21 protein-coding genes are annotated in these 19,384 nt (G+C 73.4%); 7 read left to right on the top strand and 14 right to left on the bottom strand.

From position 1 onward, the window contains the following. Nucleotides 1-36 precede the first annotated feature (36 nt). The gene (locus tag QQX13_RS04425; protein WP_301152605.1) at nt 37-1,107 is read left to right on the top strand and encodes a lactate/malate family dehydrogenase; all 1,071 of its coding nucleotides are present in this window, start codon (nt 37-39) and stop codon (nt 1,105-1,107) included. Then, the gene (locus tag QQX13_RS04420; protein ID WP_301152604.1) at nt 1,104-1,559 is read left to right on the top strand and encodes an ACT domain-containing protein; all 456 of its coding nucleotides are present in this window, start codon (nt 1,104-1,106) and stop codon (nt 1,557-1,559) included. The genes QQX13_RS04425 and QQX13_RS04420 overlap by 4 nt, the downstream gene beginning before the upstream one ends. A gap of 57 nt (nt 1,560-1,616) precedes the next feature. Here QQX13_RS04420 and QQX13_RS04415 read toward each other — a convergent pair whose 3' ends face one another. The 3 genes from QQX13_RS04415 to QQX13_RS04405 form a co-directional block, all read right to left on the bottom strand. Next, nucleotides 1,617-2,717, bottom strand: coding sequence for an NAD(P)-dependent alcohol dehydrogenase (locus QQX13_RS04415; protein ID WP_301119683.1), 1,101 nt, complete (start codon nt 2,715-2,717; stop codon nt 1,617-1,619). 163 nt (nt 2,718-2,880) lie between these two features. Further along, the gene (locus QQX13_RS04410; RefSeq protein ID WP_301152602.1) at nt 2,881-3,981 is read right to left on the bottom strand and encodes an NAD(P)-dependent alcohol dehydrogenase; all 1,101 of its coding nucleotides are present in this window, start codon (nt 3,979-3,981) and stop codon (nt 2,881-2,883) included. Between the two features lie 214 nt (nt 3,982-4,195). After that, complete coding sequence (locus QQX13_RS04405) at nt 4,196-5,326, bottom strand: GuaB3 family IMP dehydrogenase-related protein (RefSeq protein ID WP_301152601.1); 1,131 nt, start codon at nt 5,324-5,326, stop codon at nt 4,196-4,198. Between the two features lie 106 nt (nt 5,327-5,432). Between QQX13_RS04405 and QQX13_RS04400 the strand changes: the two genes are divergently transcribed. Together QQX13_RS04400 and QQX13_RS04395 are read left to right on the top strand one after the other, a co-directional pair. Next, entirely contained in the window at nt 5,433-6,185 is a 753-nt protein-coding gene (locus QQX13_RS04400; protein ID WP_301152599.1) for an exonuclease domain-containing protein, read from the top strand. 147 nt (nt 6,186-6,332) lie between these two features. Continuing rightward, a complete protein-coding gene (locus tag QQX13_RS04395) occupies nt 6,333-7,610 on the top strand; it encodes a Glu/Leu/Phe/Val family dehydrogenase (RefSeq protein WP_301119676.1) in 1,278 nt (425 codons plus the stop codon). 47 nt (nt 7,611-7,657) lie between these two features. Here the strand turns inward: QQX13_RS04395 and QQX13_RS04390 are convergent, their stop codons facing one another. After that, complete coding sequence (locus QQX13_RS04390) at nt 7,658-8,407, bottom strand: TSUP family transporter (protein ID WP_301119675.1); 750 nt, start codon at nt 8,405-8,407, stop codon at nt 7,658-7,660. Beyond that, entirely contained in the window at nt 8,408-9,919 is a 1,512-nt protein-coding gene (guaB, locus tag QQX13_RS04385; RefSeq protein WP_301152597.1) for an IMP dehydrogenase, read from the bottom strand. A 212-nt stretch (nt 9,920-10,131) separates the two neighbouring features. On the opposite strand from guaB, the gene QQX13_RS04380 reads away from it, so the two are divergent. Continuing rightward, nucleotides 10,132-10,422, top strand: a complete 291-nt coding sequence (locus QQX13_RS04380) for a WhiB family transcriptional regulator (RefSeq protein ID WP_301119672.1) — start codon at nt 10,132-10,134, stop codon at nt 10,420-10,422. Nucleotides 10,423-10,482: 60 nt separating this feature from the next. On the opposite strand, the gene groES is transcribed toward QQX13_RS04380, so the two are convergent. Then, nucleotides 10,483-10,776 (bottom strand): co-chaperone GroES, encoded by a 294-nt coding sequence (groES, locus tag QQX13_RS04375; RefSeq protein ID WP_301119977.1) that lies wholly within the window; start codon nt 10,774-10,776, stop codon nt 10,483-10,485. A 168-nt stretch (nt 10,777-10,944) separates the two neighbouring features. On the opposite strand from groES, the gene QQX13_RS04370 reads away from it, so the two are divergent. Continuing rightward, on the top strand, nt 10,945-12,123 hold the full coding sequence (locus tag QQX13_RS04370; protein ID WP_301152595.1) for a THUMP-like domain-containing protein: 1,179 nt from the start codon (nt 10,945-10,947) through the stop codon (nt 12,121-12,123). A 5-nt stretch (nt 12,124-12,128) separates the two neighbouring features. On the opposite strand, the gene QQX13_RS04365 is transcribed toward QQX13_RS04370, so the two are convergent. From QQX13_RS04365 to tsaD, 3 genes are read right to left on the bottom strand one after another with little or no spacing between them, the layout of a single operon-like run. After that, entirely contained in the window at nt 12,129-12,776 is a 648-nt protein-coding gene (locus QQX13_RS04365; RefSeq protein ID WP_301152594.1) for a LysE/ArgO family amino acid transporter, read from the bottom strand. Beyond that, the gene (locus QQX13_RS04360; RefSeq protein ID WP_301152593.1) at nt 12,773-14,386 is read right to left on the bottom strand and encodes a glycoside hydrolase family 3 N-terminal domain-containing protein; all 1,614 of its coding nucleotides are present in this window, start codon (nt 14,384-14,386) and stop codon (nt 12,773-12,775) included. Before QQX13_RS04360 ends, QQX13_RS04365 begins: the two co-directional genes overlap by 4 nt. Continuing rightward, complete coding sequence (gene tsaD, locus QQX13_RS04355) at nt 14,386-15,423, bottom strand: tRNA (adenosine(37)-N6)-threonylcarbamoyltransferase complex transferase subunit TsaD (protein ID WP_301119667.1); 1,038 nt, start codon at nt 15,421-15,423, stop codon at nt 14,386-14,388. Before tsaD ends, QQX13_RS04360 begins: the two co-directional genes overlap by 1 nt. A gap of 59 nt (nt 15,424-15,482) precedes the next feature. Here tsaD and QQX13_RS04350 point away from each other — a divergent pair, with 59 nt between their 5' ends. Continuing rightward, nucleotides 15,483-16,109 carry a malonic semialdehyde reductase gene (locus QQX13_RS04350; protein ID WP_301119666.1) on the top strand — a complete coding sequence of 209 codons (627 nt, stop codon included), beginning with the start codon at nt 15,483-15,485 and terminating at the stop codon, nt 16,107-16,109. A gap of 243 nt (nt 16,110-16,352) precedes the next feature. Here QQX13_RS04350 and rimI read toward each other — a convergent pair whose 3' ends face one another. From rimI to QQX13_RS04325, 5 genes are read right to left on the bottom strand one after another with little or no spacing between them, the layout of a single operon-like run. Continuing rightward, entirely contained in the window at nt 16,353-16,817 is a 465-nt protein-coding gene (rimI, locus tag QQX13_RS04345) for a ribosomal protein S18-alanine N-acetyltransferase (protein ID WP_301152591.1), read from the bottom strand. Continuing rightward, on the bottom strand, nt 16,814-17,419 hold the full coding sequence (tsaB, locus tag QQX13_RS04340; protein WP_301152590.1) for a tRNA (adenosine(37)-N6)-threonylcarbamoyltransferase complex dimerization subunit type 1 TsaB: 606 nt from the start codon (nt 17,417-17,419) through the stop codon (nt 16,814-16,816). The genes rimI and tsaB overlap by 4 nt, the downstream gene beginning before the upstream one ends. Nucleotides 17,420-17,423: 4 nt before the next feature. After that, a complete protein-coding gene (tsaE, locus tag QQX13_RS04335) occupies nt 17,424-17,927 on the bottom strand; it encodes a tRNA (adenosine(37)-N6)-threonylcarbamoyltransferase complex ATPase subunit type 1 TsaE (protein WP_301119660.1) in 504 nt (167 codons plus the stop codon). After that, nucleotides 17,924-19,030 carry an alanine racemase gene (gene alr, locus QQX13_RS04330; RefSeq protein ID WP_301119658.1) on the bottom strand — a complete coding sequence of 369 codons (1,107 nt, stop codon included), beginning with the start codon at nt 19,028-19,030 and terminating at the stop codon, nt 17,924-17,926. The genes tsaE and alr overlap by 4 nt, the downstream gene beginning before the upstream one ends. Next, nucleotides 19,030-19,383, bottom strand: a complete 354-nt coding sequence (locus tag QQX13_RS04325) for a holo-ACP synthase (protein WP_301119656.1) — start codon at nt 19,381-19,383, stop codon at nt 19,030-19,032. The genes alr and QQX13_RS04325 overlap by 1 nt, the downstream gene beginning before the upstream one ends. Between the last annotated feature and the right edge of the window lies 1 nt (nt 19,384).

Genomic DNA, 19,384 nt, shown 5'->3' with positions numbered 1-19,384 from the left:
ACACCGGCGACACACGCCGCGCGTACTGTCGCGGGCATGGACGTGTCGATCGTCGGCGCCACGGGTGACGTGGGCCGGGCCATCTGCGGCCAGCTCATCGAACGCGGAGAGCTCGGGCCGACGTCGCGGCTGCAGCTGGTGGGCAGGCCCGGGGGCGCGAGCGGCCAGGCGGTCCACGGGCTGCGCGTCGACCTGATCGACGCGCACGACGAGCACGCTCCCCACATCGACGTCGCCGACCGGCCCGAGGACGTGGTCGCCGACGTGGTGGTGATGGCCGCGGGCCGCACGCTTCCCACCGGCACCGGAGTCACGATCGACCGGGACGCCCTCGCGCGCGACAACCGCCGCACCTTCGAGGAGTACGCCGACGCGCTGGCGGAGCACGGCAGCGGTCACGAGATCGTGATCGTGGTCGCGAACCCGGTCGAGCTCGCGGTCGAGGTCTTCTCCCATGCGCTCGGCCGCCACCGCGTCATCGGCATGGGCGCCTGGCTCGACACGCTCCGGTTCCGGCGCGAGATCGCCGCCACGCTGGGCATCCGGCGCCATCGCGTCGGGGGCTTCGTGGCCGGTCAGCACGGTGACCGCATGGTGCCCCTGTGGTCCGCCGTGCGGCTGCGAGGCCTCGACGCGGACGAGCGAGCCGAGATCGTGACGCGCCTGCGCGGGGACCGCACGCTGACCTCCTTCGCGTCCGAGATCGCCGCCGCGAAGCAGCGGATCACGGGCATGGCGGACATCGCGGAGGCCTTCGCCGCCGTCGACACGCTGCCGCCGGACGTTCAGGCCGTGGTGCGGCCGTACCTGACGCACCAGAGCGGCGCGAAGACGGCGCACGGCACCGCCAATGCGACCGTCGACCTCATCCGTACCATCCTGGACGGCCGCGACATCGTGGTCGCGGGTCAGGTGCTCCTCGACGGCGAGATCGAGCTCGGCGGCATGCCATGGCGGGGCGTGCTCGGCGTGCCCGTCGCGGTCGGACCTGACGGGTGGACACGGGTCATGCTCGACGACCTCGCCGCCGACGAGCGCCGCATGCTGTGGGAGGTCGGGCAGGCGATCAACGAGTCGCTCGTCGCCTGGGGCGGGGGCGCCCCGTGACCGCCGTCAGCACGCGCTGGTTCGCGTTCGTCGAGGTCGACGACCGGGCGGGCGCGTCGAGCGCCCTCACCGGCGTCTTCTCCGAGCGGGGCGTGAGCTTCGCCTCGATCTCGACGCTCGACGTCCACGACGGCCGCGGCACGGTCTGCGTCGAGTTCACCGCGTCCGAGCGGCTCGCCCACGTCCTGGTGAGGACTCTCGAGCGGCTCGCCGTGGTGCGCGCGGTCGTGCTGATCCGGGCGGACGATGCGGGGGTCGGGGCGGTGGCCGTGCTCACGGGCGTCGTCGGAGATGTCGAGGCGGGGCCCGGGGTGACGGTGCACTCGCACGCCGAGGGAGGCGCCCCGATCACGATGCTCGCCGGGCCCCTGACCGACGTGCGCGCCACGATGGCGGATCTTCGCGGGCGGGGCGCCGTCGTCGAGGCCCTCACGGTGCTGCCCCCACGCTGACGGGGACGACGCGCTCGTCCAGGAGGCGCATCGTCCCCGCCACGGAGACGGGCGGGATCAGACGCCCATGGCGACTTGCTCCCTCACGGCGTCGGTCGCCGCGGCCGGCGCGTCGGGATGGGGTACGACGACCGCACGGCCGAGCAGCGTCCCCTTCTCGAGATGCTCGTAGGCCTCGAGCGCATGGTCGAGGGAGAACCGGGTGACGTCGACCTCGATGTGACCGTCGCGGTAGAGCGCCGCGAGCTCGTGCAGCTCCTCGATGGTGCCCCAGTAGGTGTTCGTCAGCTCCGCCTCGTAGGGGTTGGAGTAGAAGTCCCACTGCACGGGTCCGCCCGCGATGCCGACCACGGTGATCCGGCCCTGCTTCGCGACCACCTTCTGCGCGAGCTGGATGGTCGGGGTGAGGCCCACGAAGTCGAAGACGGCGTCGACGCCGCGCCCGCCTGTGAGCTCCCGGATGCGTTCGGCCTGGGCATCGCCGCCCGACACCGTCACGGCGCCGCGGCGGCCCGCGAGCTCCATCGCCTCGGGCTTCATGTCCGTGGCGATGACCGTGGCCGCGGTGGTGGCCTTGAGCACCTGGACCGCGATCTGACCCAGACCGCCCAGGCCGATGACCAGGGCCGTCTTGCCGCCGCCCTGGAGCTTGTCGAGCGCGAGCTTGATCGCGTGATACGGCGTCAGACCGGCGTCCGCGAGGGGCGCCGCGGCGACCGGGTCGGCGTCGCCCAGCGGGATCAGGTTGCGGGCGGGGACCGTCATGTACTCGGCCATGCCGCCGTCCTTGCCCAGCCCGGATGCGAGGAACGGGGTCTGCGCGGCGTTCTCGCAGTACGTGTCCTGGCCGCGAGAGCAGGCGGCGCAGTGGCCGCAGCCGATGGGCCCGTAGACCAGGTAGGCGTCGCCCTTGGTGAGGCCGAGCACACCCTCGCCGACCTCCTCGATCCAGCCCGCGGTCTCGTGTCCGAGGGTGTAGGCCGGAGCGAGCTGCGGGCCCACCGTCGACTCGTCGAACTGGTCGTAGACCGCGACGTCGGAGTGGCACGCACCCGCTCCCGCGACCTTGAGCAGCACCTCGCCCGGGGCGGGCGAGGGACGCTCGACCTCCTGCAGCGACGGCTTGGTCTTCCACGCGGTGAAACGCAGCGCCTTCATCAGGGAGCTCCTTCGTGGCGCCCAAGGGACGGGAGGACACTGTGCGGGCGCCGTTGCTGTACACGTGTCATACAGATCATGACACAGAAGCCCCGCGGGGTATTCCCGACGGCTGACGCGCGGCGCCGCCCCGCGCTGAGGGGCGGCGCGGCGCCGCGCACCCTCAGACGGTCGCGGGCTCGGCCTGCGAGGCCCCCTCCACCGCGACCCCGGCGGCGTCCGGGTGAGGGACCACCACCGCCCTCCCCAGCATCGTCCCTGCTTCGAGGCGGCCGTACGCCTCCAGCGCATCCTCCAGCGGGTACGGCGTGACGTCGACCTCGAGCCGTCCGGCGCGGTACAGCGCGGAGAGCTCGTGGAGCTCCTCGAGGGTGCCCATGTACGTGCCCATGATCTCGGCCTCGAAGGGCGTCGTGTAGAAGCCCCAGTCGGTCCGGCCGCCCGCGAGCCCCACCACGGTGATGCGCCCGCGGACCGCGACCACCGCCTGGGCGAGCTGCATGGTCTCGGCGGTCCCCACCAGGTCGAACACCGCGTCGACGCCGCGACCGCCCGTCAGCTCGCGGATGCGGGCCGCCTGGTCCTCGCCGCCGTCGACGATCACGGCGCCGCGGCGCGAGGCCAGGTCGCGCGCCTCGGGCTTGAGGTCCGTGGCCAGCACGGTGGCGGCGGACATCTCGCGCAGGAGCTGCACCGCCAGCTGGCCCACCCCGCCGAGGCCGATCACGAGCGCGGTGCGCCCGCCCGCCGCGAGCTTCGGGAGCGCGAGCTTGACCGCGTGATAGGCGGTGAGGCCGGCATCGACGAGCGGTGCCGCCGCGATCGGGTCCGCACCCTCGAGCGGGACCAGGTTCCGCACCGGCACGGTCATGTACTCGGCCATCCCGCCGTCCAGCCCGAGGCCGCTGCCGAGGTGGGTCATCGAGGCCACGTTCACGCACAGCGTGTCCTCGCCGCGGGAGCACGACGAGCAGTGCCCGCAGCCGCGCGCCGCGTAGACCATGTAGGCGTCGCCCTTCTCCATGCCGACGACGCCCGGCCCGGCCTCCTCGACCCACCCCGTGACCTCGTGACCGAGGACATAGGCGGGCCGGAGCTGCGGCATCGCGATCGCCTCCTCGAAGATCGCGTAGAGCGCGACATCCGAGTGGCAGGCGCCCGAGCCGGCGACCTTGAGCAGCACCTCACCCGGGCCGGGGACAGGTCGCTCCACGTCGACCAGGGTGGGCCGCGTCTTCCACGCGTCGAATCGCACAGCCTTCATGTGGGGACTCCTGACCGGCACCCTGTCGCGGGGTCCACGCGGAGCGGGCGCCGTTGCTCGCCGCGTGCACTCCCGAGCATGGCACAACTTCGCGCGGAATGTGAGTCCCGATTCACATATGCCCGTCTGGCGTGCTCATGCCGAGGCGTCGGGGCGCGCCCCGATGCGCGCGGTCATCAACATCGCGGGGTCCGAGCCCCCACGCGAGGGACGCTCAGCCGTGCTGGCCCTGGTACGGGCTGACCACCAGGTCGACCCGCTGGAACTCCTTGAGGTCGGAGTAGCCGGTGGTCGCCATCGACCGCCGCAGCGCACCCATGAGGTTGGAGGTGCCGTCGGCGTGCGACCCCGGCCCGAAAAGGATCTCCTGCAGCGGCGCCACGGTGCCGACGTGGACGCGCTCGCCGCGGGGAAGCTCGTGGTGGTGCGCCTCCTGGCCCCAGTGGAAGCCGGAGCCGGGCGCCTCCTCGGCGCGCGCGAGGGCGGCGCCGAGCATGATGGCGTCCGCGCCGCAGGCGATCGCCTTGACGATGTCGCCCGACCGGCCCAGACCACCGTCCGCGATCACGTGGACGTACCGACCGCCCGACTCGTCGAGGTAGTCGCGGCGCGCCGCGGCGACGTCGGACACCGCGGTCGCCATCGGCGCGTGGATGCCGAGCGTGGTGCGCGTGGTCTGCGCCGCGCCGCCGCCGAAGCCGACCAGGACGCCGGCCGCGCCCGTCCGCATGAGGTGGAGCGCCGCCTGGTACGTGGAGGCGCCGCCGACGATCACGGGGACGTCGAGGTCGTAGATGAACTTCTTGAGGTTGAGCGGCTCGGCCTCGCCCGACACGTGCTCCGCGCTCACGGTGGTGCCGCGGATCACGAACAGGTCGACGCCCGCCTGGAGCACCGTCTCGTAGTGCTCCTGCGTCCGCTGCGGGCTCAGCGCGCCCGCGACGACCACGCCGGCGGCGCGGATCTCCTGCAGGCGCTGCGTGATGAGGTGGTCCTTGATGGGCTCGCAGTAGAGCTCCTGCATGCGCGCGGTGGCGTGCTCGGGACCCATCGCGGCGATCTCGGCGAGCTGGTCCGTGGGGTCCTCGTACCGCGTCCACAGGCCCTCGAGGTCGAGGACGCCCAGACCACCCGCGTGGCCGAGCGCGATCGCGGTGGCGGGGCTCATCACCGAGTCCATGGGTGCGCCGATGACGGGGATCTGGAACTGGAACGCGTCGATCTGCCACCCGAGGCTGACCACCTTCGGGTCACGCGTGCGCCGCGAGGGCACCACCGCGATGTCGTCGAAGGAGTAGGCCCGGCGGCCGCGCTTGCCGCGGCCGATCTCGATCTCGTTGCTCACGGGTCACTAGCCTATCGTCCGCGCACGCCCCGGCACGTGGGACGATGCGGGACCGCCTGGGGACGGAACGTCACCCGGCGTCGGTGGTCCGTGCCAGGCTGGGACCATGAGCTGGATCGATCAGACCATGGTGGGCTTCGACACCGAGACCACGGGCGTCGCGACGGCGCGCGACCGCATCGTCACCGCCGCCCTCATCACCCGCACGGGACAGGACGTCTCCGCGCGCACCTGGCTCATCGACCCGGGCGTCGAGATCCCGGCGGCCGCCACCGCGGTGCACGGCATCAGCACCGAGCGCGCACGCGCGGAGGGTCAGGCGCCCGCAGAGGCGCTCGAGCAGATCGCCGCAGCGCTCGCCCACGCGCTCAACGCGGGTCAGCCGGTGGTCGCCTACAACGCGCAGTTCGACCTCACCATCCTCGAGCACGAGCTCGCGCGGCACGGCCTGCCGTCGCTGGTCTCGCGCCTCGACCGCGGCGAGATCCGCCCCGTCGTGGACCCCTACGTGCTCGACCGCCACCTCGACCGCTACCGCAAGGGCTCACGCAAGCTCATCGACCTCTGCACGCTGTACGCGGTCAGGGTCGAGGCGGATTCGCTGCATGCGGCGGACGCCGACGTGCTCGCCACGCTCGAGCTGGTCCGGGCCCTCGCGGCCGCGTACCCGACTCTCGCCTCGGTCGAGCTCGACGCCCTGCACGACCAGCAGATCTCCGCATACAAGGACTGGGCGACGGGGTTCGCGGCGTGGCTGAGGTCGCGAGGCCGGACCGAGGACCTGCCGGACCCGCGGTGGCCGCTGGTGCCGCGCCTCGAGGCGGTCGACGAGGCGCCCGAGGGCACGCTGTTCGCCTGAGCGCGGCGCGGTGCGGCCGGGCGTCGCCGGACGAACAGACCGGCGCGGCACGGCCGCGCGACGTCGTGTCGCGACTTGGGGCGGGCGGTCTCCTGAGCGTCACCGGGGCGGGGTTACAGTCGAGTCACCCCTGAACTGGAGGATGCAATGGAGCATTCCGGTGCCACGGCCACGGCCGTGCTGCCTGCCAACCCCCTCGCCGATGCTCACGCGCAGCTCGCCGAGGCGGTCGGACACCTCGGCCTCAGCGAGGGGACGCGACGCATGCTCGCGACCTCGCGGCGGGAGATGATGGTCTCGATCCCGCTGCGGCGCGATGACGGCTCGACCGCCGTCTACACCGGCTACCGCGTCCAGCACTCCCTCACCCGCGGCCCCGCGAAGGGCGGCCTCCGGTACGCGCCCTCGGTCGACCTCGACGAGGTCCGCGCGCTGGCGATGTGGATGACCTGGAAGTGCGCGCTCGTCGACGTGCCGTACGGCGGCGCCAAGGGCGGCGTCGCGATCGACCCGCGGGACCACTCGCACGCCGAGCTCGAGCGCGTCACGCGCAGGTACACCACGGAGATCCTGCCGATCATCGGGCCCGAGGTCGACATCCCCGCTCCGGACATCGGCACCGACGAGTCGACCATGGCGTGGATCATGGACACGTACTCCGTCGCCAAGGGCCACACGGTGCCCGGCGTGGTCACGGGCAAGCCGATCAGCCTCGGCGGCTCGCTGGGCCGCGCGCTGGCCACGTCCCGCGGAGTCGCGCACATCGCGCTGATGGCGATGGCGTCGCGCGGCATGCGGCCGGAGCACGCCACCGCCGCCGTGCAGGGCTTCGGCAAGGTGGGTCGCGGGGCCGCACGGCTGCTCGCGGAGGCGGGCGTGAAGATCCGGGCCGTGAGCGACATCGACGGCGCGATCTACATGCACGAAGGCCTCGACATCGCGCGCCTGGGCGAGCACGTCGACCGCTCGGGATCGGTGATGGGCTTCGACGGAGCGGAGGCGATCGACCCGGGATACCTCCTGACCCTCGACGTCGACGTGCTGGTGCCGGCGGCGGTCGAGGGCGTCCTTACCGAGGCCAACGCCGACCGCGTGCAGGCCTCGATCGTCGTCGAGGGGGCCAACGGCCCCACCACCAAGGCGGCCGACAGGATCCTGCGCGAGCGGGACGTGCTGGTCGTGCCGGACATCCTTGCCAACGCGGGCGGCGTGGTCGTCTCGTACTTCGAGTGGGTGCAGGCGAACCAGGCCTACCAGTGGAGCGAGCGGGACGTGAACGACCGGCTCGAGGAGCGGATGACCCGCGCGTGGCACGACGTGGTCGACTACGCGGGAGCCCACCGGCTCACGTACCGTCAGGCCGCCACCGCGCTCGCGGTGCAGCGCGTGACCGAGGCCCACCGGCTGCGCGGCCTCTACCCCTGATCGACGCGGCTCCGCGCGACCCTTCGGGCCGTCGCGCGGAGCCCGGATCAGCCGAGCAGCACGCGCACGAGCATGCCCGCGCTCATCACCACGATCAGCACGCGCAGCACCACCGGCGACACCTTGAAGAGCACGTGCGACGCGACGTAGGCGCCGACGAGCTGACCCACGATCATCACGCCGCCCACGAGCCACACCATCTTCCCCGCGACGGCGAACACCAGCAGCGACGCGACGTTGGTGGCGAAGTTGAGGGTCTTGGCGACGGCGGTCGACCGCGGCAGCTCGTACGCCCGGAGCGTGACGCCCGCGAGGGCGAACAGCGAGCCCGTCCCCGGCCCGAAGGCGCCGTCGTAGGCGCCGATCGCCGGCACCACGGTGGCCTCGTAGGGCGCCGCGGACATCCGCTCGCGCTCGGGAGGGCGATGCGCCTTCGGCACGAAGGCGAAGTAGGCGGCGATCGCCCCCAGCACGACCGGGATCACGACCCGCAACGCGTCTGAGTCAGCGAACTGAATCGCTACGGAGCCGGCCGCCGATCCCAGGAAGGCCCACAGCATCGGCCAGCGCGCATCGTCCCACCGCACGCGCCGGTGCCGCAGCATCTGCAGCGTCGCCATGCCCGTGCCGAACGAGCCCTGCAGCTTGTTCGTGCCGAGCGCCTGCAGCGGCGGCACGCCGGCGAGCAGGAGCGCGGGCAGCGTCAGCAGCCCGCCTCCTCCCGCGAGGGTGTCGAGGAACCCGGCGAGGAGCGCGACCAGCCCGAGGACCAGCAGCACCTGCCAGGTGATGTCCACCTAGTTGCGGCCGGCGTAGTTCGGCGCCTCGACGGTGATCTGCACGTCGTGCGGGTGCGACTCCTTGAGCCCCGCCGGCGTGATCCGCACGAACTTGCCCTTCGCCTGCAGCTCGGGGATGGTGCGGGCGCCGACGTAGAACATCGACTGGCCCAGGCCGCCGACCAGCTGGCGGACCACCGAGCTCAGGGGGCCCTTGTAGGGCACGCGGCCCTCGATGCCCTCGGGGATCAGGTCGTCGTCGCTCGGGGCGTCCGCCTGGAAGTAGCGGTCCTTCGAGTAGGACGTGCGCCCGCGGGACGCCATGGCGCCCATCGAGCCCATGCCGCGGTAGCTCTTGAACTGCTTGCCGTTGACCAGGACCAGGTCGCCGGGCGTCTCCGCGCAGCCCGCGAACAGCGAGCCGAGCATCACGGACGAGGCGCCGGCGACCAGCGCCTTGGCGATGTCTCCCGAGTACTGGAGCCCGCCGTCCGCGATCACGGGCACGCCCGCGTCCTTCGCGGCCTGCGCGGCCTCGTAGACGGCGGTGACCTGCGGCACTCCGACGCCGGCCACGACGCGGGTGGTGCAGATCGAGCCCGGACCGACGCCCACCTTGACCGCGTCCACGCCGGCCTCGACCAGGGCCCGGGCGCCGTCGCGGGTCGCGACGTTGCCGCCGATCACCTGGACGTGCCGCGTGGCGGGGTCGGACTTGAGGCGCTGGATCATCTCGATCATCTTGCGCGCGTGGCCGTGCGCGGTGTCGACCACCAGCGCATCGACCTCGGCCTCGACCAGGGCGGTCGCGCGCTCCCAGGCGTCGCCGTAGAAGCCCACGGCGGCGGCCACCCGCAGGCGGCCCTCCGCGTCCTTCGACGCCAGGGGGTACTTCTCGGTCTTGACGAAGTCCTTGACGGTGATGAGCCCCGTGAGGCGCCCGTCGGCGTCGACCAGCGGGAGCTTCTCCACCCGGTGCTTGGCGAGCAGCTCCGACGCCTCCTGGTTCGACACGCCCTCACGGGCGGTCACCAGCGGCATCGCGGTCATCTGGTCCGCGACCCGCAGGCGCGCGAAGTCGGCCGTGTTCACGAACCGCAGGTCGCGGTTGGTGATGATGCCCAGCAGGCGGCGGTCCGCGTCGACGACGGGAAGCCCCGAGACGCGGTACTTCGCGCACAGGGCGTCGAGCTCCGCGAGCGTCGCGTCCGGGCCCACGGTGACCGGGTCGGTGATCATCCCGGACTCGGAGCGCTTGACGATCTCGACCTGGTGGGCCTGGTCCTCGATCGACAGGTTGCGGTGCAGCACGCCCATGCCGCCCAGGCGGGCCAGGGCGATGGCGAGGCGTGCCTCGGTGACGGTGTCCATCGCGGCGGAGAGCAGCGGGACGGCGACGGTGATCTCGCGGGTCAGGCGGGTCGAGGTGTCCACCTCGGACGGGATGACGTCGGACTCCCCCGGCAGGAGGAGGACGTCGTCGTAGGTCAGTCCGGTGAACCCGAACGGGTCGTTCTCGGGCGGCGTCATTGGGCCATTCTAGGCCGCGGAGGACGCCGTGCGGCACCGTCCGAAATCGGGGGTTCACAAGCCCCGGGAACAGGTGTTATGAATGGCAGTGAGGGCGGGTGGTGCCCGACGGTGAGATGTCGGTGACCGCTTGGATACCAAGGAAGACACCTACCGGATCGGGCGGCAATGGGGCCGAGCGATCCGCCCGAGACATCCATAGGGGGCACCTCATGGAAGCCGTGGCGAAGCTGCCGGCACCGACGCAGGACCAATGGGAATGGCAATACGAGGGCGCCTGCCGGGGCGCCGATCCCGATCTGTTCTTCCACCCCGAGGGCGAACGCGGCGCGGCGAGGCGCCGGCGGGCCGAGAACGCCAAGGAGTTCTGCGCCCGCTGCCCCGTGCTGGACCTCTGCCGCGAGCGCTCGCTCATGGCGCGCGAGCCGTTCGGCGTGTGGGGCGGCCTCAGCGAGGACGAGCGCCACGCGATGCTGAGCAACAGGCTGCGCGCGGCCAGCTGACCCGACGACGCAGAAGGCTCCCGGGCGGATGCCCGGGAGCCTTCTGACGTGCGCGGCTGGTCAGCCGACGATGGCGAGCAGGTCGCGCGCGGAGAGGATCAGGAACTCCTCGCCGGCGTACTTGACCTCGGTGCCGCCGTACTTGCTGTAGATCACGCGGTCGCCGACGTTGACGTCGAGCGGAACGCGGTTGCCGTTGTCGTCGATGCGACCCGGACCCACGGCCACGACCTCGCCCTCCTGGGGCTTCTCCTTGGCCGTGTCAGGGATCACGAGTCCGGACGCGGTGGTCGTCTCGGCGGCAGCCGCCTTGACGACGACCTTGTCCTCCAGAGGCTTGATGGAGACCGACACTGCGGACCTCACCTTCCCTTGTCGAAGTGTGTGTGGTGCGGACCCTGTCTGCCGTCGCGGGGGTCAGACGTGGCTCCGCGCTCGTGGTGAGCAACGCCAATTTAGCACTCTGGGAGCGCGAGTGCTAACGCGGGCGCGGCTGTTCGCCCCGCGTGAAAAGATCGGCGCATGGACGCCGCGACCGCCCGCCTCACGGTGAGCCCCGCCTGCCTGTCGCTCGCGGAGCAGCTGCGCGAGGTCGCCCCCGCCGACGAGCTCCGCGTGGGCGAGCGCCTGCGTCGCGAGGGCCACGACGGCGCGCTGGTCGCGGCGGCGATGACCCTCGCCGGGCTCCGCCGCGAGGCGCGCGCACGTCTCGGGGAGCAGGCCGACGCGCTGGTGCTGCATCGCGCGGGGCTCGAGCAGGCGACGCGCGCCGTGGTGGCCGGGCTCCACGCGGAGCGCTTCGCGGAGGCGGGCTGCGCCCGCGTCGCCGACCTCACCTGCGGCCTGGGGCTCGACGCGCGCGCCATCGCCGCGCGAGGCATCGCCGTGACGGCGTTCGAGGCCGACGAGGCCACCGCCGTGCTCGCGCGCCGCAACCTTGCGCCATGGCCGGAGTCGCGGGTGCTCCACGGCGACTCCCTCGAGGGCCTCGCGGCCCTGGCGGACGATGCGGTGGACGGGGTGTTCGCCGACCCGGCCAGGCGCAGCGCACGGGGACGCCACCACGACCCCGCCGACTACTCGCCGCGCCTCGACGCGGTGATCGAGCTGCGGGGCTCCGTGCGCGCGCTCGGCGTCAAGGTCGGACCCGGGATCCCCCACGCGGCGATCCCGGCCGACATGGAGGCGCAGTGGGTCAGCGTGGACGGGGACGTCGTCGAGGCCGGCCTGTGGGCGGGCGACGCGTCGCGCGGCGCGGGTCACTCCGCGCTCGTGATCTCCGACGGGGACGCGCACGAGCTCGCGGGTCCGACCGACCGCGGCGAGGCGGGACCGCTGGACGCCTACCTGCTCGAGCCCGACGGCGCCGTGATCCGCGCGGGCCTGGTCGGAGAGCTCGCCGCACGGATCGGCGCGCACCTGGTCGACCCGACCATCGCCTATCTGACCGCGGCGCACGTCGAGGCGACGCCCTTCGCCCGCGCCTACCGGGTGATCGAGACGCTGCCGCTGGACGTGAAGCGGCTCGCGGCGGCGCTCCGGGCCCGCGACGTGGGCGCGGTCGACATCAAGAAGCGCGGGGTCGACCTCACCCCCGAGCAGCTCCGGCCGCGCCTCAAGCTGAAGGGGACCCGTCGCGAGACCCTGGTCCTCACCCGCGTCGCCGGGAGGCACACCGCGCTGATCGTCGAGCCCGTCTGACCCGTTCAGGCGCCCCACGCGAGCGAGACCGCGAGCACCAGCATCACCGTCGCGATGACGCCGTCGAGGATCCTCCACGCCCCCGGCCGGTCGAGCACGCCGCTCAGCAGCCGCGCGCCGTAGCCCAGGCCGGTGAACCACACCACGCTGCCGGTCACCGCGCCCGCGGCGAAGATCCACCGCGCCTCGCCGTAGGAGCCCGCCACGGACCCCAGCAGCAGCACGGTGTCGAGGTAGACGTGGGGGTTGAGCCACGTGAGCGCGAGCGCGGTCGCCGCGACCGCCCGCAGGCCCGCACCCGTCGCGACCGTGCGACCGCCGGTGCCGGCGTGGCCGGCGGCGGCGCCACCCGCATCGTCCGGATGCAGGGTCTCGCCGCCCTTCCACGCGCGCCTCGCCGCGAGCAGCGCGTAGCCGAGCAGGAAGGCGGCGCCCGCCCACCGCGCGCCCGTCTCGAGCCACGGGCGCGAGGCGATGGCGGCGCCCATCCCGGACACGCCGAGCGCGATCAGCAGAGCGTCCGAGACCGCGCAGATCAGCACCACCGCGCCCACATGCTCCCGCCGCAGGCCCTGGCGCAGCACGAACACGTTCTGCGCCCCGATCGCGACGATCAGCGAGAGCCCGAGCCCGAGGCCCGCCAGGAACGTCATGCGCACGCCGGGAACGGCATGCCGGGCATGGCGACGGGCCACGTGCCGCCCGGAGCGGCCGCGCCGGTGAGCACGTCCGCGAGCGCCCGCATCGACGCGTCGGTCGAGCCGTACGTGGCGATGTAGGCGTCCGCGTCCGACCTCTCCAGCCCGAACGGGGCGCCCGTCGAGACGACCACGTCCGCCGTGACGGCGTCGCGGCCCGATCCCATCAGGACGATCCGCGGACCGTCGTCCCCGACGTCGATGCCGCGCTTGCGCAGCGCGTCCTCGAGCGCGGCGCGGGGCCGGGGCGCGGCGGCGACCACCGTGGCGGCCTCCGTCACCAGCGGGGCGTCGCAGTCCGCGGTCGCGAGGGTCGTGCCCGCGACGCCGAGCGCGTACGCGGGGTCCGCGAGCGGGACGGCCTCGGGCTCGACCCCCGCGCTCCACTCGAGCATGAGGGTCATGCGGGCGACGGCCTGATCGAGGCGTTCCCGCGACAGGCCGCCCTCCTGGACCGCGGCGACGATCCCGGCGACCGCATCGTCCACCGAGGCGGGCATGAGCAGCACGTCGGCGCCGGCCGCGAGCGCCAGCGCCGCGGCCTCGCCCGGCCCGTGGTGGTTCACGATCGCCCCCATGTTGAGCGCGTCCGTCACCGCGACGCCGGTGAACCCGAGCTCCTCTCGCAGGTAGGCGTAGGCCTCGGGCTGGAGGGTCGCAGGCTCGTCACCCCATTCCGGAACGGCGATGTGGGCGACCATGACGGCGGGGGCGCCGGCGTCGATCGCGCGCGCGAACGGGATGAGGTCCCGGGCCGCGAGCTCGGCCACGGACGCCTCCTGGACGGGCAGCTCCCGATGCGAGTCCGCGGTCACCGAGCCGTGGCCGGGGAAGTGCTTGAGGACCGGCACGACCGCGGCGTCCGCGAAGCCGGCGACTGCCGCCGCCACGGTTGCCGCGACGTCCTCCGCCCGGTCACCGGCGCTCCGGGTGCGGATGATCGGATCGGACGGGCCGACCGTCATGTCCGCGACCGGGGCGAAGTCGATGCCGATGCCGAGGTCGCGGATCTGCGCGGCCTGCGAGGCGTAGACGCGCTCGACCACGGCCTTGTCGGTGGCCGCCCCCGCGGCCATGAACGAAGGCATCGGCGTGATCACCTCGCGCAGGCGCGACACCAGCCCGCCCTCCTCGTCGACGCTGATCCAGACCGGCCGCTCGCGGTCGTCGGCGGCGCTCACCGCGGCCGTCAGCGCCTTCACGCCGTCGGCATCGGTGATCGCTTCGCCCATGAGGATGACGCCGCCCAGCCCGTGACGGGCCACCAGGTCCGCGGCGGCGGCGGGATCGGGCGAGCCCACCGCGGCGACCACCACCTGGCCCGCGGCGTCCTCCAGCGGCAGCGCGGCGGCCCGCGCCAGCGCATCGTGCATCATCGCCTCGGTCGGGCCCCACGCCAGGGTCGGCTCGGGAGGCGGCGAGGCGACCGCGGCGGCCACCGCAGCCACCGGCGCCGCGGGGCTGGAGGCGGAGGGCGAGGGCGCCGCCGGGTCCGCGGCGGAGGTGCAGGCGGCGAGCGCCCCGACCGCCGCCACCAGCACCGCCGGCAGCGCCCGGGAGGCCATCAGACCGTGATGGTCGACAGTGGCATGGAGGAGTCGACCCCGATCCCGAGCGAGCTCGGGGCGACGCCGCGGTCGACCACCGCCGACCCGAGCGCCGCGATCATCGCGCCGTTGTCGGTGCAGTAGCGCAGCGGCGGGATGCGGACGTCGATGCCCGCCGCCTCGCCGCGCGCCTGCGCGAGCTCGCGGAGCTGGCTGTTCGCGGAGAAGCCGCCGCCGATCACGAGCGTCTCGACGCCGTGCTCGCGGCAGGCGTTGAGCGTCTTCGTGACCAGGACGTCCGACACCGCGGCGGCGAAGGACGCGCAGACGTCCTCGACGGGGATCTCCTGGCCCGACGCTCGGCGCGCCTCGACCCAGCGCGCGACCGCGGTCTTGAGCCCGGAGAAGGAGAAGTCGTAGGCGTGCTTCGCCATGTCCTTGGGCTTGGACAGCCCGCGCGGGAACGGGATCGCCTCCGGGTCGCCCTCGCGGGCGAGCCGGTCCACGTGGGGACCGCCGGGGTACGGCAGACCGAGCAGGCGGCCCACCTTGTCGAAGGCCTCGCCGGCGGCGTCGTCGAGCGTGTGCCCGAGCTCCGTGACCTGCGTCGCGATGTCGTCGACCAGCAGCAACGACGTGTGGCCGCCGGACACCACCAGCGCCATGGTGCGGTCCGGGAACTCGCCGTGGACGAGCTGGTCGACCGCCGCGTGACCGATGACGTGGTTCACCCCGTACAGCGGCTTGCCCAGGCCGAGCGCGAGCGCCTTCGCGGCGGAGACGCCGACCGTGAGCGACCCCACCAGGCCCGGTCCCGAGGCCACGGCGATCGCGTCGACGTCCCCGAGCGTGTGGCCGGCCCGCGACAGCGCCTCCTCCATGGTCGGGATCACGGCCTCGAGATGCGCACGCGAGGCGACCTCGGGCACGATCCCGCCGAAGCGCGCGTGCTCGTCCATCGACGACGCCACCACGTCCGCGAGCAGCTCGTTGCCGCGCACGAGCGCGATGCCCGTCTCATCACAGGTGGACTCGAGTCCCAGTACCAATGCCACGCGACAACTGTAGTCGGCGGCGGTGCGGGGCGGGCCGCCGCATGGGTCATCATGAAGGTATGGAGAACACGAACCTTCCCGAGTCCGCGGCCGCGCCGTTCCTGCTGTCCGACGCGGCCCGCCGTGCGCTGTTCCTCGAGGCGCGCTCCAATGTGGCGTTCGCGGACGCCGCCGTGGACCCGACGGTCGTGCGTCGGGTCTGGGACCTCGCGAAGTGGGGGCCCACCAGCAACAACACGCAGCCGCTGCGCCTGGTGATCGCCTCCTCAGGCGAGGCTCGCGAGGCCGTGCTGGCCGCCGCGGCACCCGGCAACCGGCCCAAGCTCGAGCAGGCCCCGCTCATCGCCGTCGCCGCCCACGACGACCGCTTCCACGATCACCACGACGTGTGGGCCGGCGGCAACCCGGCCGTGTTCGACCGCTTCGAGGCCGACCCGGCCGGACGGAGCTGGATCGCCCGATCGGGCTCGATGCTCCAGCTCGGCTACGTGATCGTCGGCCTGCGCGGCGAGGGCCTCGCGGTCCGCCCCTACGGGGGCTTCGACCGCGCCGCGCTCGACCGGACGCTGATGCCCGAGCACTGGCGTGCCGAGGTGCTGCTCGGCATCGGCTACCCCGCGGAGGATCACGGCGCGGGCGACCGTAAGGGCCGCATCCCGGCGGACACGGCGGTGCGGGTCCTCTGACCCCCCGCACCCGGGCCGCCACCTCGACCGCTCCACCCCCATCCCCCCTACCCCCGGCCGGGACACTCAGTCCTCATTCTGAGCCTGCTCCGCGCTCTCCGGGACACTGAGTCCTCCTGCGTTACCAACCCTCGCCACGCGTGAGGGTCGCCGATGAGGACTCAGTGTCCCGGCATCGCCGCCGACGCCCCGAGAAGAGGAACCACTGTCCCGACAGGGGTTGGAGGGGTGTAAGGGCGGCGCTCAGGCCTGAGCCGGTCGGTAGCCGGTCAGCTGCGCCCTCATCACCAGCGCGTCGACACCCTCCGGCTGGTAGTACTTCCTGCGGACCCGCACGTCCTCGAAGCCGTAGGACCGGTACAGGGCGAGCGCGACCTGGTTGGTCACCGCCACCTCGAGCCACGCGTCGGGCGCGCCGAGCCGGCGCGCCTCGGCCATGAAGTCCTCCATCAGCGCGCGCCCGAGGCCGCGCCCGCGCATCGCCGGCACCACCGCGAGGTTCATCAGGTGGAACGCGTCGCCGTCGAAGCCATAGACGGCGTACCCGGCCAGTGCGCCGTCGACCTCGAGGCCGCGGTAGCGCGTGAGGCCGTAGCGGAAGTCCTCCGTGATGAGGTCGCGCGACCACGCGGAGGCGCCGAACAGCTCCCGCTCGACCTCGGCCATCCACGGGAGGTCGGCCTCGGTCAGATCGCGGATCGCGGTCACGCCCCGGGCACGCCGTGCACGTCGGGCCGGCGCAGGTACAGCGGTTCGGTGGGCATCGGCTCGCCCGCGGCACGCAGCCACGCGGCGACCTCGACGAGCCGGGCGGGATCGGGGTCGGCTCCGACGGCACCGGGGAAGGCCTCCGGGTACAGGAGCGCGCCTCGGCCCAGGACCGACCCCAGGACGGGCACGTCCCCGGGCGCGGACACGGCGGGCCCCGACACGCGCACGCCGTCCCGGTAGGTCGCCCAGTAGACCTCCTTGCGACGCGCGTCGGCGACGACCGTCACCTCGCCGGGCGCGGCCGCGCCTACCGCGTCGAGCGAGCACACGCCCTCGACGGGGACGCCCCACACCGTCGCGAGGGTGCGCGCGGTCATCAGGCCCACGCGCAGCCCGGTGAACGGTGCGGGCCCCGTGCCCACCACGATCCGGGAGACCGCGCCGGTGGCGCCCGCCTCCTCGAGGGCCTCGGCGACGAGGGCCGAGAGGTGCTCGGCGTGGCCGCGCGGGTCGAAGACGGACCGGGAGGCGAGCACGTCGCCGGCGTCGGAGACCACCGCGACGGCGATGGCGGAGGAGGTGTCGAGCGCGAGGATCACGGCTCTAGCCTACGAGCGAGACGCCGGCCCAGCGCTCGCCGACCAGCCGGATGGTGACGGTGCGCAGCCCCTCGTCGGGGCGCTCCATGTCGACCTCGCCCCCCACCTCGCGGGCGATGGTGACGTGGACGCGGTCCGCGGCGAGCTGCTCCGCCTTGTCCTCGCCCCATTCGACCACCGTGATCGAGTCCTCGACCGTGGTGTCGAGGTCGAGGTCGTCGAGCTCCGCCAGGGAGTTCAGACGGTACGCGTCGACGTGGATGAGCGCCGGTCCGCCCACGAGGGACGGATGGGTGCGGGCGATGATGAACGTCGGGCTGGCCACGGGCCCGCGCACGCCGATCGCGGCACCGAGGCCCTGCGTGAAGGTGGTCTTGCCGGCGCCCAGGTCTCCGGTGAGGATCACCACGTCGCCCGCCCGCAGGTGCGGCGCGAGCACCTCGCCGGCGATCCTGCGCATGGCGTCGCCGTCCGCGGCGATCAGCGTGGTGAGGGACGATGCGGTCATACGGAGGTCTTCTCCCTCAGGCAGCCGAAGCGGCAGACGATCTCGTAGTCGATGGTGCCGATCGCGTCGGCCCACTCGGTGGCGCTCGGGCCGTCCGGGCCGATCAGCACCACCTCGTCGCCGGCCTGGGCCTCGGAGCGCGCGCCCAGGTCGAGCACCACCTGGTCCATGCAGACGCGGCCGGCGATGCGGAAGCGCCGCCCCGCCACCGCGACCTCCGCGCGGTTGCCAGCCGAGCGGAACACGCCGTCGGCGTAGCCCGCCGTCACGAGCCCGAGCCGGGTCCGCGCCGGGGTGACGTAGTCGTGGCCGTAGCTCACGCCGCGGCCGGCCTCGACGTCCTTCACAAGCGCGAGGGTCGCCGAGACGCGCATCGCGGGCTCGAGCCCGAAGCCCTCCCCCGACGGGTCCTCCACGGGCGGCAGCCCGTACACGGCGATGCCGGGGCGCACCAGGTCGAAGTGGAGGTCGGGCCGGGTGAGCGTCGCGGCGGAGTTCGCCAGGTGGCGCACCTCGAGCGCGATCCCGCGGGCCTCGATCTCCTCGAGCGCGCCGCGGAACACCCCGGCCTGCGCGTCGATGGTGGGATGGCCCGGCTGGTCCGCCCAGGCCAGGTGCGACCACGCGCCGACCACGGTGACCAGGCCGTCGGCCTGCGCCTCCAGCACGGCGTCCAGCAGCGCCGCCAGCTCCGCCGGGCGCACGCCCTCCCGGCTGAGCCCCGTGTCGAGGCACAGGTGCAGGCGGGCCGTGCCGCCCGCCTCGCGCGCACCGGCGACGATGCTCGCGAGCACCGGGAGCGACGACACGGACAGGTCGACGTCCGCCTCGATCAGCGCACGCGCCGGCACCTCGGGACCGTAGAGCCACGTGAGGACCCGACCGGTGTCCCCCGCGGCCCGGAGCGCGAGCGCCTCGTCCGGCTGCGCGACGCCGAGCCAGGTGGCTCCCCCCGCGCGCGCGGCGCGACCCGAGGGGACCAGGCCGTGCCCGTACGCGTCCGCCTTCACCACCGCCATCACCTGCGCGGTCGTTGCGGCGCGCAGCCGCTCGACGTTGCGCGTGATCGCGCCGTGGTCCACGGTCACCTGCAGCCTGCTCATCAACCCTCCCCGATCACCACGGCGGAGGCGATCCCCGCATCGTGCGACAGCGATACATGGAAGCTGGTGATCCCCAGCTCCGCGGCTCGGGCCGCGACCGACCCCCGCACCGTCAGGACGGGGGCGCCGCCCTCGATGCGGGCGATCTCGCAGTCCTGCCAGCTCATGCCGCCCGGCGCGCCGAGCGCCTTCGCCACGGCCTCCTTGGCCGCCCACCGGGCCGCCAGGCTCGCGTGACCGAGCTCCCGCTCGGCGGGCGTGAAGACGCGCTCGAGGAATCCCGGGGAGCGCTCGAGGGCGTCCTCGAATCGCGAGATCTCGACGACGTCGATGCCCAGGCCCAGGATCGCCACG

Origin of the sequence: Demequina lignilytica (genome assembly GCF_030418375.1) — a bacterium.
Classification (GTDB): domain Bacteria; phylum Actinomycetota; class Actinomycetes; order Actinomycetales; family Demequinaceae; genus Demequina; species Demequina lignilytica.
This window is presented reverse-complemented; position numbering and strand designations above follow the sequence as displayed.

What these genes read in the sequence shown, in the direction of transcription:
- QQX13_RS04425 (WP_301152605.1), top strand. Translation starts at nt 37, where the DNA reads ATGGACGTGTCGATCGTCGGCGCCACGGGTGACGTGGGCCGGGCCATC.
- QQX13_RS04415 (WP_301119683.1), bottom strand. Translation starts at nt 2,717, where the DNA reads ATGAAGGCGCTGCGTTTCACCGCGTGGAAGACCAAGCCGTCGCTGCAG.
- QQX13_RS04410 (WP_301152602.1), bottom strand. Translation starts at nt 3,981, where the DNA reads ATGAAGGCTGTGCGATTCGACGCGTGGAAGACGCGGCCCACCCTGGTC.
- QQX13_RS04400 (WP_301152599.1), top strand. Translation starts at nt 5,433, where the DNA reads ATGAGCTGGATCGATCAGACCATGGTGGGCTTCGACACCGAGACCACG.
- QQX13_RS04395 (WP_301119676.1), top strand. Translation starts at nt 6,333, where the DNA reads ATGGAGCATTCCGGTGCCACGGCCACGGCCGTGCTGCCTGCCAACCCC.
- guaB (WP_301152597.1), bottom strand. Translation starts at nt 9,919, where the DNA reads ATGACGCCGCCCGAGAACGACCCGTTCGGGTTCACCGGACTGACCTAC.
- QQX13_RS04380 (WP_301119672.1), top strand. Translation starts at nt 10,132, where the DNA reads ATGGAAGCCGTGGCGAAGCTGCCGGCACCGACGCAGGACCAATGGGAA.
- QQX13_RS04370 (WP_301152595.1), top strand. Translation starts at nt 10,945, where the DNA reads ATGGACGCCGCGACCGCCCGCCTCACGGTGAGCCCCGCCTGCCTGTCG.
- QQX13_RS04365 (WP_301152594.1), bottom strand. Translation starts at nt 12,776, where the DNA reads ATGACGTTCCTGGCGGGCCTCGGGCTCGGGCTCTCGCTGATCGTCGCG.
- QQX13_RS04360 (WP_301152593.1), bottom strand. Translation starts at nt 14,386, where the DNA reads ATGGCCTCCCGGGCGCTGCCGGCGGTGCTGGTGGCGGCGGTCGGGGCG.
- QQX13_RS04350 (WP_301119666.1), top strand. Translation starts at nt 15,483, where the DNA reads ATGGAGAACACGAACCTTCCCGAGTCCGCGGCCGCGCCGTTCCTGCTG.
- tsaE (WP_301119660.1), bottom strand. Translation starts at nt 17,927, where the DNA reads ATGACCGCATCGTCCCTCACCACGCTGATCGCCGCGGACGGCGACGCC.
- alr (WP_301119658.1), bottom strand. Translation starts at nt 19,030, where the DNA reads ATGAGCAGGCTGCAGGTGACCGTGGACCACGGCGCGATCACGCGCAAC.